The following is a 15,190-nucleotide window of genomic DNA, read 5'->3' as shown; positions in this document are numbered from 1 at the left end:
CTGAGCTAACGAGACAATCAAAAAATGAAATTATGCCAAAAGAATATTCTTTTGTCAAGATATAATATAAAATTTTGAGCATATTTTTTAATATGCTCAAAATTTAGGCTAAATCTAAAGAAACTTTTCCATTTTTAATTTCTGCAACTTTAACTTTAATTTCACCGCCTACTTCTAACTTTTCTTTAATCTTAGAATTATGCAATAAACCATCCACGCCTTCTTTAAGTTCTACAAAAACTCCAAATTCTACAACTTTTTGAACTTTTCCTATAAATTCTTCTCCGATATCAAATTTAGGCATTTCTTTTCTATCGCGTTTTTTATTAGAACCTTTAGAATGGAGTAAATTTAATATATATTCTTTACTTTGAGAAATTAAATCATGATTAATTCCTGCTATCTTAACTTCGCCTTTATCTCTATCTAAGTCGATATTAACTTCAAATTTTTCAATGATTTCTTTTATAGTTTTACCGCCTTGACCTATGATATCAGGAATTTTGCTTGGATCTACATTAAAGATTTCGATCTTTGGCAAAATAGCTTCATTAACAATGATGTTTCTATCAGCTTCTTCCATTAGTTTTAAAATATGTTCTCTAGCTTCTTTTGCTTGATACAAAGCTTCTTTTAAAACCTGTTGCTCTATACCACCAAGTTTTATATCCATCTGCAAAGCAGTGATCCCTTCATAACTTCCTGCCACTTTAAAATCCATATCTCCATCGTGATCTTCAAGCCCCATAATATCGGTTAAAATAGCATATTTTTCATCTTCAAAAACAAGCCCCATTGCCACACCTGCTACTAGTTTTTCACTTTTTACTCCTGCAGCTCTTAAAGCTAAAGCACCACCACAAACAGTAGCCATAGAACTAGAACCATTACTTTCTAAAATTTCAGACACCAAACGAATAGTATGAGTATAATCTACGTCCACGCTAGGATGCAAAGCTCGTTTTGCTAAATTTCCATGCCCTAGTTCTCTTCTACCAGGAGCTTTTATAGGGCTAGCTTCACCTACAGAAAAACCTGGAAAATTATAATTAACCATAAATTTTTCACAAATTGGATTTTTTTCTGTTAGCAAATCTGACATTTGCGCATCATTATCATTTCCTAAAGTTGCAACAACTAAAGCTTGGGTTTGTCCTCTAGTAAAAAGACAAGATCCATGAGCGCTTGGTAAAATATTTGTTTCTATGTCTATTTTCCTAACATCTTTCAAACCTCTACCATCTGCTCGTTTATTTTCATTAATAATTTGACTTCTAATAAGTTCTCTTTTACATACATGCAAAGCTTTTTCAATATCTTCAAAATTCCATTCATTTTCGACAGCTATCGCTTCGCTTTCAATTTCTTTTGCAATTTGTAAAATTTCACTTGCCCTTTCACTTTTTGCCATTTGATTAATAGCAATTTTAAGTTTTGTCATATAAGTATTTTTTATATAGTCAATAATTTGAGCATTATCTAGCTCTATTTTAAACTCAAGTTTGGAATTTTTTCTATAAGCAGCAAATGTTTTTTCATATTCATTGGAGCCACGCAAAATTGCATTACTTGCAAAGTCTAAAGCTTTTAAAGTCTCATCTTCACTTAACTCATTCATACAATGTTTATTGTTTTGCTTATTTGCCAAAGCTCTCATTTCTATCATTAAAAGCTCATCTTTAACACCTGCTACATAAAGATCTAGGGTACTATTTTTTAGCTCACTGTTGCTTGGATTTAAAACAAATTCATTATTTATACGGCCTATTCTCACACCGCAAACTGGCGCTTTAATAGGAATATCACTTAAATATAAAGCAACACTTGCAGCATTTAGGCTCATTACTTGTAAATCTACTTCAGGATCAGCAGAAAGAACCATAACTACAATTTGGGTTGGATAAGCATAGCCTTTTGGAAAAAGAGGTCTTAGGCTTCTATCTATAATCCTTGCGCTTAGTGTTTCATTGTCACCTGGTTTGGTTTCTCTTTTTACATAGCCACCTGGAATTTTACCTGCTGCATAAGCTTTTTCTATGTATTGCACCGTAAGAGGTAAAAAATCCTCTTCTACCATTTTTTCTTCTCTTGCTACAGTTGCTAAAACTACTGCATTTTTTTCTTGCATTAAAATTGCACCAGCAGCTTGTTTTGCTACTTTATCGGTATCAAATATTTCAAGGTGATTATTGATATTTATTTCATGTCGCATGATTTTCCTTTAAATTTTTATCATAGGCAAAACCAAATAAGCTTTTTAAATTTTAAAAACTAAAACTTAAAAAGCCTGTTTTTATTTTGCCTATAAATTTATATCTAAACAACAAATTGTTTAGATATAAATTTACTTTTTTAAAGGTAAATAATATTTACTTTCTTCTAAAATATCTAAAATTTCATGGGCTTGCAAAATCGTTTTATTTTTAAAATAGAACTCAATATTCACAAAATGATCAATCTTTTGCACACAATAAACCTCATCTACAAAAACACTAATATAATCATACACATCACTTGACATTAAGGCAGTGGCATAAATAATGCTATTTACTTCTTCCTTTAGCAAACTTTTAATACATGAAGAAGCAGTAATTCCACTTTCACAGCCCTCATGTAACATTAAAATATTTTTTCCTTTTAAGTCTTTTAAAAGATTTCCTTTTCTGTAACGATATACATTTTTTAAAATTTTTTCTTCATAAGTCCTATTTGCCTCACCATAAATATAATCTAAGCTTATATCAAAAGCTTTAACTAAAGCCTCATTGTAAACAAGCTCTTTTGTCTCACTAATCATAGCTATTTGACACTCATCATTATTAGGAGCTTTGATTTGCTCTGTAAATAAAAAATTATACGGAATTTCTAATTTTTGTGCTAATGCATCAACAAAAACTATAGATTTTAAAGAAGGTGTAATAATAATATAATCTTTTAGTTTATTTAGTGGCAATATATCATACAATCTATCAAGTGCATCTTTTTCATCTTCAAAAAGCATCATATAGACCTTTCATTCTCTTCCAAAGAAAAATCATAAGAAACTCCACCCAATGGATAAAAATTAAACATAAAATATACACCGCTTTGATCTTTAGCGCTAATCCCTCCACTAGTAAGCTTAGGCGAAATATCCTTACGATACATCAAAGAATAATTCCAACATTTTCTTTGGTAAGTATAACCTACCTCCCATTTTTCAGGATCTTTGTTTAAATCAAACCACAACCCACCAAATATTTGATAATTAGTGTTTATATCATACTGGGCTTTAGCTCCTAGAAAATTATATTTTTCATTTTCATAAATTCTATAAGCATGATTTAAACTAACTTTCCACTCACCATAATCAAACAAAGCCTCATTAAATACTTTATCAAACCTATTATCTACCCCTGAATATTCTGCTTCATTTCTCAAGCTTATATAATCATTATAAAAATATTCTACAGCATTATCAAAACCGCCAAAACTACCTTCCTTGGTGAAATATTTAGCCTTTAAACTATGATATAACTTTTTTTTGCCTAAAGTATTGTAAAAATACTGATACATTGAAAAATTAAACTGCTCAGGATCATTTTTTAATTCTATAAAATCTTCAGTAATTTTACCCGATTTGGCTCCAGGTATAAAATAATTAGCACCTAAATATAAAGTGTGATAAAAATTTTCATATGGTTTGGAAAGATCTGTATATAAAGAAAAATTATGTGAATTTTGAAACAAATGCTCTTGATTTTTAACATCTGTATTAGAATAATTAACAAAATTTGCATATATTCTTTCAGTAAAAGTAAAATTTAAAAAATCATCCATAAAACTCGTATGATAGATTAAAGGCAGATCAAAATCTAATGTTTTAGCATAAATACCCGTATGTCTATAATACCTATGAAAAGAAGCGTCTAAACTATATTGTATATAATTATCAAAAAAACCATTTAAATATCTATGATATTGAAAAGATGGATATTCTTGCATGGTATCTTTATTGCTAATTTTAGAAGTGTCTATATAATACTTTGCATAAGCACCATAATAATTATCATCATCAGATAAAAAATAATTTATTTTTGAGGTAACTAAAGAAGCTTCGGTTTTTGCACTAGAACTTAAATTCATATAATCCACATCATTTAAATAAATAGCATCAACCCATAAACCTTCTTGAAACTCATCACTCAAAAGACTTTTAAACAAAGCTTCACTTGAATATTTAATCTCTAAACCATAATGTTCTTTGTTTTTTAAATTTTCCTCTCTTTTGTAGCTTGATTTTTCTCCAAAAATACCACCGCTAATTTCACCTTGAGAATAAGGACCATCAATAAATCTTAAGGTTGAGTATAATCCATAACCTCTTTTTGTTCTAATTTGAGGCTCAAATTGAATATCTGCATTATCATCAATAACATAATAAATTGGTTGGTTGTAATACAGCCCTTCACTTTGCTTTAAAACTACTTGAGGGATTAACAAACCACTTTTTCTTTTAGTATCTACACTAAAACCAAAATAAGGCAAATACATCACGGGAGTATTTTTAACATACAATCTTGCATTATAAAGATGTAAAAAATTACTTTCTTTATTTAATTTTCCTTCATCAAAACGAATTTCCCAATCAGGATTTTCTACATTACAACTAGAAACAACCGACTTTTTAGTTACAACAAATTTATCATTTAAATCAGCTTGATGACATTGCAACCAAACCTCTAAATCGTTATTTGAAAAAAATAAATTTTTAAAAGCTGTTGTGTTATCTTTAAGATTAATTTTAGTATAAGTAGAATTGGTTCTTTCTTTTTGCCCTCGTAAGATATTTACATCACCAAATAATTCTAAATCTTTAGTTGTTTCATTAAATTTAGCCTCACTTGCGGTGATTAAATACAAATCAGAAACTACAACTACATTATTTTTTGCTTCTATAATATCATTTTTTTTTACAACATCTAAAGCATAAATATCTACCTTAGAAGCATATAAACTTCCTATACAAGCTAAAGAAAGTAATATTTTACGCAAGATCTATCACCACTGTTTTTGCTGCATAATCATGCCAAGTTTTTAAAACAATATTACTCAAGGCCCAAGCAAAACCTAAACCATATAACATATCGCTAATTTGTCTTACACCTGCCCTTAAAGCACTTTGGGTAAAATTTGGCTTATCTAGCAATTCTTGATCAATCACCATAATTTTCAAAAGCATTTTTCCTAAAGTTGCACCATACAAATAAGTAAATAAACTATGATACGCAAACTGTAAAATCAAAATTCCGCCAGCAAAGCGCATTAAAAGATTATGAATTTCATCATAAGTTTGCATAGAATTAATTTTATCAAGCAAAATAATACTTACAATAGCTAAAATTACAAAACTATCAATAATATAAGCTAAAAATCTTTTTTTAAAACTTGCTATTTTTAGCTCTTCTTTTTCTAGTTTATCAAATAATTCTTGATTTGCACTCATTTAAGAACCTGAAAAGCAATATCTTTTCTATATTGTTTTCCTTTAAAATGAACATTTTCACAAAGCATATAAGCGTTTTTTTGAGCTTCCTCAATGCTTTTTCCAGTTCCTACACAAACCAATACACGACCACCACTAGCATACAATTTATCATCTTCCAAACTTACACCAGCATAAGAAATATGAGAATTTTGCGGGACATTATCTATCTCAATCAAGGCTTTTGGTGAGTCCTTGTAAGGATAATTTTTACTTGCGCAAACCACACCCACAGCAAATTCATTTTTAATTTTTATATGAGTATTAGCAAGATTTTTATTCACACATGCTAAAAATAAATCCAAAGGATTTTCTATCAAAGGCATCAAAACCTCACATTCAGGATCGCCAAAACGTACATTATACTCTAAAACATAGGGTTTATTATTTACAACCATTAAACCTATAAACAACACTCCAACAAATTCAGCACCTTCTTCTTTCATACCTTTAAGGGTTGGCGCCACTATATCTTTTTTCACCTGCTCTAACAAATTCTCACTTGCTAAAGCACTTGGGGCATAAGCTCCCATGCCACCTGTATTAGGTCCTTTATCATTATCTAATAATCTTTTATGATCTTGCGCAGCAGGCAATAATATAAAATCATTTCCATCACAAACTGCAAATACACTCAATTCAAAACCATTAAGATATTCTTCAATCACAACAATTTTTCCAGCCTCACCAAAACTTTCTCCACTTAGCATATTTTTAGTAGCTTCTAAAGCTTCTTCGTGACTTTGTGCGATAATCACCCCTTTACCTGCACATAAACCATCTGCTTTTACCACTATAGGAGGTGTTAAGGATGTTATAAATTTCTTAGCTTTTTCATAATCTGTTGTATTTAAAAATTTAGCTGTTTTAATTTTATATTTTTTTAAAAAACTCTTCATATAAGATTTTGAAGCCTCTAGCATAGCAGCAGCTTTAGTAGGCCCAAAAATAGCAATATTATTTTCTTTAAAAAGATCTACTATACCCTCTGCTAAAAAATTTTCACTTCCAACTATACAAAGATCAATTTCAGATGCCTTTGCATAAGCTGTAATCACCTTAGGATCTTTCATATTAAGATTAGTTCCTATTTTAGCAGTAGCACCATTTCCTGGAGCAAAATAAAATTCTAAATTATCATTTGTTTTTTGAAGAGCCAAAGCGATAGAATACTCTCTTGCACCGCTTCCTAATATTAAAATTTTCATTATTTTCCTTAAAAGTGTTGCAAAAACCCAAATGGCCGGAGTATAAGTGTCTGACCCTCAAAAAGTCAAAGTATGCCATTAGGTGATTTTTAAAGGCTGCAGCTTCTCGCTTTTTTCAAAACTCAAACGAAGTCACAGAACACGGTAAATCACACATCACAGCTTATAATTAATGTGTTGGATCCTCTTTAATACCATATCGAACCATTTAGGCAATATAATTATAACCAAGAAAACTTAAAAATAGGGTTTAAAAAGGATTTTTATAAAATTTTAAATTTAGTTTTAGAATCTTTTTTTAAGAAATATTTCCCCTCTAAAATAACATCAGCAACAGGTGCCCATATAGTCTTTTCATCGACATAAACTATATCAAATTCAGTATTTTTCATTAATCCTTGATAATTTACTTTTTTAGGTGCATGTTTAACTATATAATAAGGATTCATTGCAAAAATTTGAATCTTCATACTAACATACAAATCAGGATTAGAAGTGATTACTAAAAAACTCTTTTCACATTCTTTTCGAACCTTCTTAACATAAGAAAGTAACAATTGATCATTTGGGTTTAATGCATGTTTATTTAGTCTATTTAAATAAAGCTCAGCAAAAGAAAGCGTACAAAAAGAAATTTCACTTGCTGTTTTAAAATAAGAATTTTTTATACTTGTCGATTTTAAAGATTTTTTCCAAATTTCTATATCTAGTTTTGTGGCACAAATATTCAAGCCTTGCTTAATTTTTTCAAAAAGTTTTTCTCTTGCCATATTAAAACTATTACTAAAAATAGTAAGATTTTTTTCATAAAAAGACTTTTTCATTGCTTCTAGTTTTTCTATGCTTTTTGTAAAATAATCTACTTCATTTTTTATTTCAACAAGCTTTTGTTTTTTGCTTTGTATCATTTCTTCAAATTCTTGTCGTTTTTTGCCATTTTCAGATTCTAATCTTGCTTGTTTTGATTTTATATCCGTAATTAAAGTACTCATCTGGCGATCTAGTGCTAATTTCCTATTTTTCCTATTATCAATCGAAGCTAAAAGTGCTTGATAATGACATTGATGAGATAAAAACACCTCATCATATAAACGCTCCATATTGATATGTTTTTGTTTATCTTTCATATCTTTATACGCCATTTCAAGGTGTACTATGATATTTTTCATTGCAGAAAAATCAGCTTGATTGATAGTATTATCCGAAAATAATAAAGTATCTAAAGCCTTATACAAAAAACGCTTCATAGCAAAAAAATCAATAATATATGGCACCTCATCTGTGTTAATGTCTTTTACTGCATTAATTGACAAGGTTTCATTATAAAAATATCTTTGAATGGCTTGTGGGATAGTTAAATTTAATGTGATTTTATCAAGATTATCATAATCAGTTTCCCTATAAAGTTCTTGAACATAGGCATCACGTCTTGTTAGTCTTAAATCTTCTAACTCATCATCACTATCTGTTTTCCAAAAATCTCTTTCTTTAATAAAATCATTATCTGTAAATTCTTGAAATTTGGAAGGTCTTAAATCGGTAATATGCTTTCCATCGGATCTAAATTCAACAAACATACCAACTGTTGGCATACTTCTTTTATCATGCCATGCATGTTTATTAAATTCAAAAAATGTTTTTGCTAGATTGATTACCGTTCCTCTTCCAGTAGCATCCACATAAACCATTATTTTTCCGTGCATATCCAAATCCTTGATCTAAAGAAAAATTCAATTCTTATTTTAACTTTGTTTTCATAAATTTACAATTATATTTTAAAATTTCACAAAATAAACATCTTTAGGTATTTTATTTATGTTTTTATATCAATATTTTAAAAACCCAAAACAAACAGGAGCATTTTGCGCAAGCTCCAAAAAATTAAGCAAACTTATAACTTCTCATGTCCAACATGCAAAAAATATCGTTGAAATAGGGCCTGGTACAGGGAGTTTTACAAAGTATATTCTCAAACAAAAAAGCCATAATGCAAGATTTTTTGCTGTTGAAATCAATCCTCATATGGCAAAAAAATTAAAACAAAATATAAAAAATATAGATATAGAAGTTAATTCAGCAGAATTTTTACCAAATATGCTAGAAAAAAGAGCAATCAATAGTGTTGATTTGATTATCTCAGGAATTCCTTGGGCTTTATTAAATTCCAAAGAGCAAGATTTATTATTAAAATCTATTCATGATGCTTTAGAGGAAAACGGTTGTTTTGCAACATTTGCTTATATACTCCCAACACCAAAAGGAAGGGCTTTTAAGAAAAAACTTTTTGCTACTTTTAGCAAGGTAGAAATTTCACCTATCATTTGGCAAAATCTTCCCCCTGCTTTTGTATATTTTTGTACTAAATAATCATTCCCATTCAATCGTCGCTGGTGGCTTACTAGAAATATCATACACCACACGATTGATTCCTTCTACTTCATTAATAATACGGCGTGAAATATTTTCTAATAATTCATAAGGTAAATGAGAAAAAGTTGCAGTCATACCATCGCTTGCATTAACAACACGCACGCAAACTGCGTTATCATAGGTTCTATTATCTCCCATTACACCAACACTTTGCACGTTTAAAAGCACACAAAAAGCTTGCCATGTCTTATCATACCAGCCACTGCTTTTTAATTCTTCAATCAAAATAACATCTGCTTTTCTTAAAAGCTCCAAACTAGGCTCATTTACCTCACCCATTATACGTATAGCAAGGCCTGGTCCTGGAAAAGGATGACGATAAACTACATCTTTACTTAAACCAAGCTCCATTCCTAAAGCTCTTACCTCATCTTTAAAAATTTCCTTTAAAGGCTCGATGAGTTTTAAATTCATCTTTTCAGGCAAACCGCCCACATTGTGATGAGATTTTATAGTCTTACTAGCTCCTACAACCGAACTTTCAATAATATCTGTATACAAAGTCCCTTGTGCTAGATATTTTACATCTTTATGTTTTTTAGCTTCTTCTTCAAAAACTTCTATGAAAGTATTTCCTATGATTTTTCTCTTTTGCTCAGGATCTCTTACCCCTGCTAAGCGACTTAAGAAAATCTCTCTAGCATCAATACTAATTAGATCAATACCCAAGGTGTGTCTAAACATATACTCAACTTGTTCTTTTTCACCACTTCTTAAAAGACCATTATCAACAAAAACAACTACTACTTGATCTTTTATCGCACTTGCTAGCAATGCAGCTACTACACTGCTATCAACCCCACCACTTACTGCACAAAGAACTTTATCATTTCCTACTTCTTCTTTAATTTTTTGTGCTTGAGTTTTTGCAAAAGATCCCATATTCCATACACTATCACAATTACATGCGTATTTTGCGAAATTTTTCAAGATGCTTTTTCCAAATTCACTATGTTGCACTTCAGGGTGAAATTGTAAAGCAAAAAATTTACGCTTCTCATCTCCAAATACACAAAAAGGACTATTTTCACTAGTTGCTAAAACCTCAAAACCTTGTGGTAAATTCTCAACCTTATCAGAATGGCTCATCCATACTGTTTGCTTTTTAGGTAAATTTTTAAACAAGTCGCTATCATTTTGAATATCTATAGTTGCTTTGCCATATTCTTTATGACCTGCTGGGGCAACATTTGCTCCAAAATGATGTGCCATAAGTTGCATACCATAGCATATTCCTAAAACTGGTATATTTAAATCAAAAACACCCTTATCACAAAAATAAGCATCATTTGCATATACACTAGCTGGCCCACCACTTAAAATAATACCTTTAGGCTCTTTAGCTTTAATCTCATCTAAGCTCACATTAAAAGGTAAAATTTCTGCATACACACCTTGCTCTCTTAATCTTCTAGCAATGAGTTGCGTATATTGTGAACCAAAGTCCAAAACTAAAATATCTGCTTTTTTCATCTAACTCCTTTATAAATTTAACAATTGAAATTGTACATACCAAACTATAATAGATATTATATAACCAACCAAAATCGTCCATGCATATTTTAAATGAGCGTTAAAAGTATAAATTCCTTTCATTTTACCCATTACTCCCACTCCAGCAGCTGAACCAAAACTAATCAAAGATCCCCCTATTCCCGCTGTAAGAGTTACCAAAAGCCATTGAGTATCATCCATACTTGGGTTTGCTTTTAATACCGCACTCATAACCGGAACATTATCTACAATAGCAGATAAAAATCCTACTCCTATATTAATACTAGTAGCTCCAAATTTTGCATAAAGATCAGAAGCATAAGCAAGCCAACCAACAAAATGCAAGGCACCCACAGCAGATAAAATACCAAAGAAAAATAATAAAGTATCCATCTCAATACGCGTCATATAATGAAAAATATTTAAATCTTTTTTACCTTGTTTTCTATTGAAAAAATACATATACAAACTAAGCAATGAAAGGCCAAAAATCATACCCCACATTGCAGGTAAATCACAAATACTATGAATAAATACTGCTAAAGCTATAGTTAAAAAACCAAGCACAATAAAAACTTTACCGCCTGGTTTAATTTCTACTTTTTCTAAATTATCTTTGTGGAAATTTGGCTTAATATCAGGCACATAACGCGATAACAAATAAGCAGTAAGCAACCAACCAATAAAAGAAGCAGGAAAAAGAGCAAAAAATTCAAAAAACGTGGCTTTTTTTGCTGTCCAAACCATCAAAGTAGTAATATCACCAAAAGGCGACCAAGCTCCGCCAGCATTAGCTGCTACTACAATATTTATAGCACCTGGGATTAAAAATTCTTTATTATGTTTATCTATGGTTAAAAGCACAGTAGATAAAATCAAAGCGGTTGTAAGATTGTCTGCAATTGGAGAAATAAAAAAAGCTAAAATACCTGTTAGCCAAAATAACTTTCTATAAGTATAACCCTTGCTTACAAGTTTATATTTTAAAGTTTCAAAAACTGATCTTTCTATCAATGCTTCTATAAAAGTCATAGCAGCTATTAAGAAAAAGACAATTTGTGCAATTTCTAAAATAAGATGATTAACACTTTCTTCAAGTATTTGCGTATCTAAATCATTCATTACCATATATATACCTATGATAACAAAAGATAAAGTACCTATAAACAAAGCAGGCTTAGTTTTATTGATATGATATTTTTCCTCTGCTGCGATAAAATAATAACCTAATATAAAAATTATTAAAATACCTATACCCAAAGTACTAAAAGCCAAATTTAACTCATGAGTTTGACCTGCTAATAAAAAGCTAATATTAAAACAAAGTAAAAAAAGTATTCTACTCATATTTCACTCTCCAAAGATTGGAATTTTTTAATCTCTTTTACACTGCCATTGTTATCTTTTATTTCATAAAATGGAGCAGCTTTATAACCACATGCACTTAAAAATATTAATAAAAAAAATGTTACAATAATTAAATGGAAGTTAAAAATGATATTAAAACAAGTCGTGATGTTATTGACATATTTGTTAATTCTGAAAAATATAAACATTATAGACCTTTAAAAGCACTTTTGCAATATAAAGAGTTTTTAAATTTGTTTAATCATAATCACCAACAAATGATTACTAAACTCTTTATAAAAAATAATACTTTGATTATTTTAGTTAAACACCACATTGCGTATATGGAGCTTAATCACGATAATACCAAAAAAATGATTAAAAGTCTCATAAAAAACTATACTTTAGCTAAACCAATGAGTAATTTTGCAAAGGTAGAAAATATAAAAATACTTAGCGATAAAAACTTTATATCTAAAAATAGTATTTTTGCTGATCATAAAAAAATTCATCTAGAGCTTTCTAATGGAAATTTTAAAAATCATTTTGAAAATCCTATTTTACATAATAAATTTGAAGAATTACGAAAGCTTATAAAAAATGCTTGAAAATGAACTCAAAACCTTGCCAAATTTGCCAGGTGTATATCAGTATTTTGATATTCAAGGTAAACTTTTATATGTAGGTAAGGCCAAGAATTTAAAAAACCGTGTTAGAAGTTATTTTAACTTCACTCCAAAACTTAGTCCTAATCCTAATAATAGCTTAAGAATTCAAAAAATGATTAGCCAAACACATCATTTAGAATTTATCACCACAAAAAGCGAGGCTGATGCTTTAATACTAGAAAATTCTTTTATAAAGCAACTTCATCCAAAGTATAATATATTATTAAGAGATGATAAAACCTACCCTTATATTTATATAGATTTAAATGAAGATTTTCCTAGATTTGAAATTACAAGAAAAATTATCAAAAAAAATAAAATAAAATATTTTGGTCCATTTTTTAAAGGAGCAAAAGAGCTTTTAAATGCTTTGTATTTATCGTTTGAACTAAGACAAAAAAAATCTTGTAAAGAACTTTGTCTTTTTTATCAAATCAAGCGTTGTAAAGGTTCATGTGAGCAAAAAATTTCCAAACAAGATTATGAAAAAATTGTCCAAAAGGCTACTCAAGCCCTTTTAAACCCCTTATCTTTAACAAAAAATTTAGAAAATAAAATGCTTGAATATGCAAAAAATGAAAACTACGAAGAAGCAGCTATTATAAGGGATCAAATCAAAACAATAGAAGATTTAAGCGTAAAAATACAAATAGACCTTGCAAAATTAGAAGATTTTGATGTTTTTGCCATATATCATGAAGCAAATATACTCTCTATGGTACGTTTTGTTATAAATAATGGTAGGATAATTAGCTCAAACCATAAAGTGCTAACCCTAAATCATCAAGAAGAATTTGACTTAAATGCAGTATATAAGCAATACATATTAGAAAATTACACCCAAGATAGTCCAATAAATTCAACCCGAATTTATATGCATGAAGAATTTGAAGATATGAACCTTTTGCAAAATTTACTTAGTGAGAGATTTTCTAGAAAATTTCACCTTAAGACTCCAAAACTTGGTGAAAAAAAAGCTTTGTGCGAACTTGCATTAGAAAATGCAAAAATAAACATACAAAAACACTTAAAAAGTGATGATTATTTATTTTTGAAAGAATTAAAAGAATTTTTTAACCTACAAAATTATCCTAATTGTATAGAAATTTTTGACAATTCCCATATGCAAGGTGAAGCAAATGTTGGTGCTTTGGTAGCCTATAAAGATGGAAAATTTGATAAAAGTTCTTATAGACACTACCATTTATCCTATAAAAATGATTATGATCAAATGCTTCAAACTCTTAGTAAAAGAGCTATGTCATTTGATAAAAATCCTCCGCCTGATTTATGGTTAATTGATGGAGGAGATGCTTTATTAAAACTAGCCAATGATATCATCAAAAGTTCTGGGGCAAATGTAGATATTTTAGCGATTTCTAAAGAAAAAATAGATGCAAAAGCTTATAGGGCAAAAGGAAGTGCAAAAGATAAAATTTATACCCAAGAAGGTAAAATTCAACTTTCGACTGATGATAAAAAATTACATTTTTTGCAAAAACTACGCGATGAAGCACATCGCTTTGCAATTAGTTTTCATCAAAAAACAAAAAGAAAACAAGATTTGCAAAGTTCTAGATTAATACAACTTGGAATTTCTCAAGGATATATTAAAAAATTTTTAGATTATTATGGCAGTTTTGATGAGATTAGCAAAGCTAGCTTTGATGAATTAAAATCACTTTCCAATGCAAAAATAGCTAAATTAATCAAGGAAAATTTATGATATTATTTATTAGTCTTTTGACTTTAATTTTATGTTTTTTAAATTATTATTTTTTATATCCTATCGATCAAAAACTATTCTTCATTTATACTTTTATGAGTATTTTGATTTTCATCATTGCGTGTGTTTATATAATCTTAAAAAATCAAAAAATCAAAAAAAATAAAATTTTAACCCAAGAAATTGAAAAATATCTTTCTCTGTCAAAATCAAATTCTTTGGAAGAATTAAAAGAAAATTTAAAACTATCGTTTGATTTAACTAACAAGCAATTACAAGATCAAAAGTTACAAAACCAACTTACACAAAAAGATTTTCAATATCTTATCCAAGGTTTAAATTACTTACAAACTGATAATTTATACACACTAAAACCAATTTTACAACAATACCACCACAATAAAATTCCCATAAATGATTGTTTTGAAAATATACATGCAGGTATTATAAACAACAATGTTATTGAAAATTTTCTTTTACAATGTATATTATCAAATATAGGAATTAGTAGTGAAATCACAAATAATTACAAAGAAAAGAATTTTAGCCTTATTATCTCAAAAGAAAAGATTGATGATGTTTTAAATTTTACTTTTACTAAAATTTGTACTGAAGATATTATTAATTTTTTAAATGCCAATTTCACACAAGAAACTTACAAAAAAAGAAAATCTCATAATGTTTTGATTTTTAAATCTACTAGTTTTGAAAACGAACTTATTTTAAATATAACCAATCAATTTTGCCAAAACAACCAAGCTGTAAATAATTTAAGTGATTTTAAAAAAACTTT

At 29.0% G+C, this 15,190-nt stretch carries 12 protein-coding genes; 4 read left to right on the top strand and 8 right to left on the bottom strand.

The genetic code is table 11. The features are described from left to right. Positions 1–103: 103 nt before the first annotated feature. The 6 genes from L8W55_RS07380 to L8W55_RS07355 all read right to left on the bottom strand — a co-directional run bounded on the left by L8W55_RS07380 (position 104) and on the right by L8W55_RS07355 (position 8,435). Positions 104–2,212, bottom strand: coding sequence for a polyribonucleotide nucleotidyltransferase (locus tag L8W55_RS07380; protein ID WP_263678052.1), 2,109 nt, complete (start codon positions 2,210–2,212; stop codon positions 104–106). A 132-nt stretch (positions 2,213–2,344) separates the two neighbouring features. Further along, entirely contained in the window at positions 2,345–3,001 is a 657-nt protein-coding gene (locus L8W55_RS07375; protein WP_263678050.1) for a phosphoribosyltransferase family protein, read from the bottom strand. Beyond that, positions 3,001–5,037 carry an LPS-assembly protein LptD gene (locus L8W55_RS07370; protein ID WP_263678053.1) on the bottom strand — a complete coding sequence of 679 codons (2,037 nt, stop codon included), beginning with the start codon at positions 5,035–5,037 and terminating at the stop codon, positions 3,001–3,003. Before L8W55_RS07370 ends, L8W55_RS07375 begins: the two co-directional genes overlap by 1 nt. After that, positions 5,027–5,485, bottom strand: coding sequence for an RDD family protein (locus tag L8W55_RS07365; protein WP_039617840.1), 459 nt, complete (start codon positions 5,483–5,485; stop codon positions 5,027–5,029). Before L8W55_RS07365 ends, L8W55_RS07370 begins: the two co-directional genes overlap by 11 nt. After that, positions 5,482–6,732, bottom strand: a complete 1,251-nt coding sequence (gene purD, locus L8W55_RS07360) for a phosphoribosylamine--glycine ligase (RefSeq protein WP_263678048.1) — start codon at positions 6,730–6,732, stop codon at positions 5,482–5,484. Before purD ends, L8W55_RS07365 begins: the two co-directional genes overlap by 4 nt. Positions 6,733–6,995: 263 nt before the next feature. Beyond that, a complete protein-coding gene (locus tag L8W55_RS07355; RefSeq protein WP_263678047.1) occupies positions 6,996–8,435 on the bottom strand; it encodes a hypothetical protein in 1,440 nt (479 codons plus the stop codon). 112 nt (positions 8,436–8,547) lie between these two features. Here L8W55_RS07355 and L8W55_RS07350 point away from each other — a divergent pair, with 112 nt between their 5' ends. Then, a complete protein-coding gene (locus tag L8W55_RS07350) occupies positions 8,548–9,099 on the top strand; it encodes a class I SAM-dependent methyltransferase (protein WP_039617837.1) in 552 nt (183 codons plus the stop codon). Here L8W55_RS07350 and guaA read toward each other — a convergent pair whose 3' ends face one another. Both guaA and nhaD read right to left on the bottom strand, forming a co-directional pair. After that, positions 9,100–10,635, bottom strand: coding sequence for a glutamine-hydrolyzing GMP synthase (guaA, locus tag L8W55_RS07345; protein ID WP_039641066.1), 1,536 nt, complete (start codon positions 10,633–10,635; stop codon positions 9,100–9,102). Between the two features lie 9 nt (positions 10,636–10,644). Continuing rightward, complete coding sequence (gene nhaD / locus L8W55_RS07340) at positions 10,645–12,003, bottom strand: sodium:proton antiporter NhaD (protein ID WP_263678045.1); 1,359 nt, start codon at positions 12,001–12,003, stop codon at positions 10,645–10,647. Between the two features lie 134 nt (positions 12,004–12,137). Here nhaD and L8W55_RS07335 point away from each other — a divergent pair, with 134 nt between their 5' ends. The 3 genes from L8W55_RS07335 to L8W55_RS07325 all read left to right on the top strand — a co-directional run. Next, on the top strand, positions 12,138–12,611 hold the full coding sequence (locus L8W55_RS07335) for a hypothetical protein (protein WP_263678044.1): 474 nt from the start codon (positions 12,138–12,140) through the stop codon (positions 12,609–12,611). Further along, positions 12,604–14,397 carry an excinuclease ABC subunit UvrC gene (uvrC, locus tag L8W55_RS07330; protein ID WP_263678043.1) on the top strand — a complete coding sequence of 598 codons (1,794 nt, stop codon included), beginning with the start codon at positions 12,604–12,606 and terminating at the stop codon, positions 14,395–14,397. The genes L8W55_RS07335 and uvrC overlap by 8 nt, the downstream gene beginning before the upstream one ends. Then, the coding region (locus L8W55_RS07325; protein ID WP_263678042.1) for a hypothetical protein at positions 14,394–15,190 on the top strand (797 nt) is incomplete at its 3' end. The genes uvrC and L8W55_RS07325, both read left to right, overlap by 4 nt.

Source organism: Campylobacter sp. FU_520, assembly GCF_025772385.1.
Lineage (GTDB): Bacteria > Campylobacterota > Campylobacteria > Campylobacterales > Campylobacteraceae > Campylobacter_D > Campylobacter_D lari_C.
This window is presented reverse-complemented; position numbering and strand designations above follow the sequence as displayed.

What these genes read in the sequence shown, in the direction of transcription:
- guaA (WP_039641066.1), bottom strand. Translation starts at nt 10,635, where the DNA reads ATGAAAAAAGCAGATATTTTAGTTTTGGACTTTGGTTCACAATATACG.
- uvrC (WP_263678043.1), top strand. Translation starts at nt 12,604, where the DNA reads ATGCTTGAAAATGAACTCAAAACCTTGCCAAATTTGCCAGGTGTATAT.
- L8W55_RS07335 (WP_263678044.1), top strand. Translation starts at nt 12,138, where the DNA reads ATGGAAGTTAAAAATGATATTAAAACAAGTCGTGATGTTATTGACATA.
- purD (WP_263678048.1), bottom strand. Translation starts at nt 6,732, where the DNA reads ATGAAAATTTTAATATTAGGAAGCGGTGCAAGAGAGTATTCTATCGCT.
- L8W55_RS07365 (WP_039617840.1), bottom strand. Translation starts at nt 5,485, where the DNA reads ATGAGTGCAAATCAAGAATTATTTGATAAACTAGAAAAAGAAGAGCTA.
- L8W55_RS07380 (WP_263678052.1), bottom strand. Translation starts at nt 2,212, where the DNA reads ATGCGACATGAAATAAATATCAATAATCACCTTGAAATATTTGATACC.
- nhaD (WP_263678045.1), bottom strand. Translation starts at nt 12,003, where the DNA reads ATGAGTAGAATACTTTTTTTACTTTGTTTTAATATTAGCTTTTTATTA.
- L8W55_RS07375 (WP_263678050.1), bottom strand. Translation starts at nt 3,001, where the DNA reads ATGCTTTTTGAAGATGAAAAAGATGCACTTGATAGATTGTATGATATA.
- L8W55_RS07350 (WP_039617837.1), top strand. Translation starts at nt 8,548, where the DNA reads ATGTTTTTATATCAATATTTTAAAAACCCAAAACAAACAGGAGCATTT.
- L8W55_RS07355 (WP_263678047.1), bottom strand. Translation starts at nt 8,435, where the DNA reads ATGCACGGAAAAATAATGGTTTATGTGGATGCTACTGGAAGAGGAACG.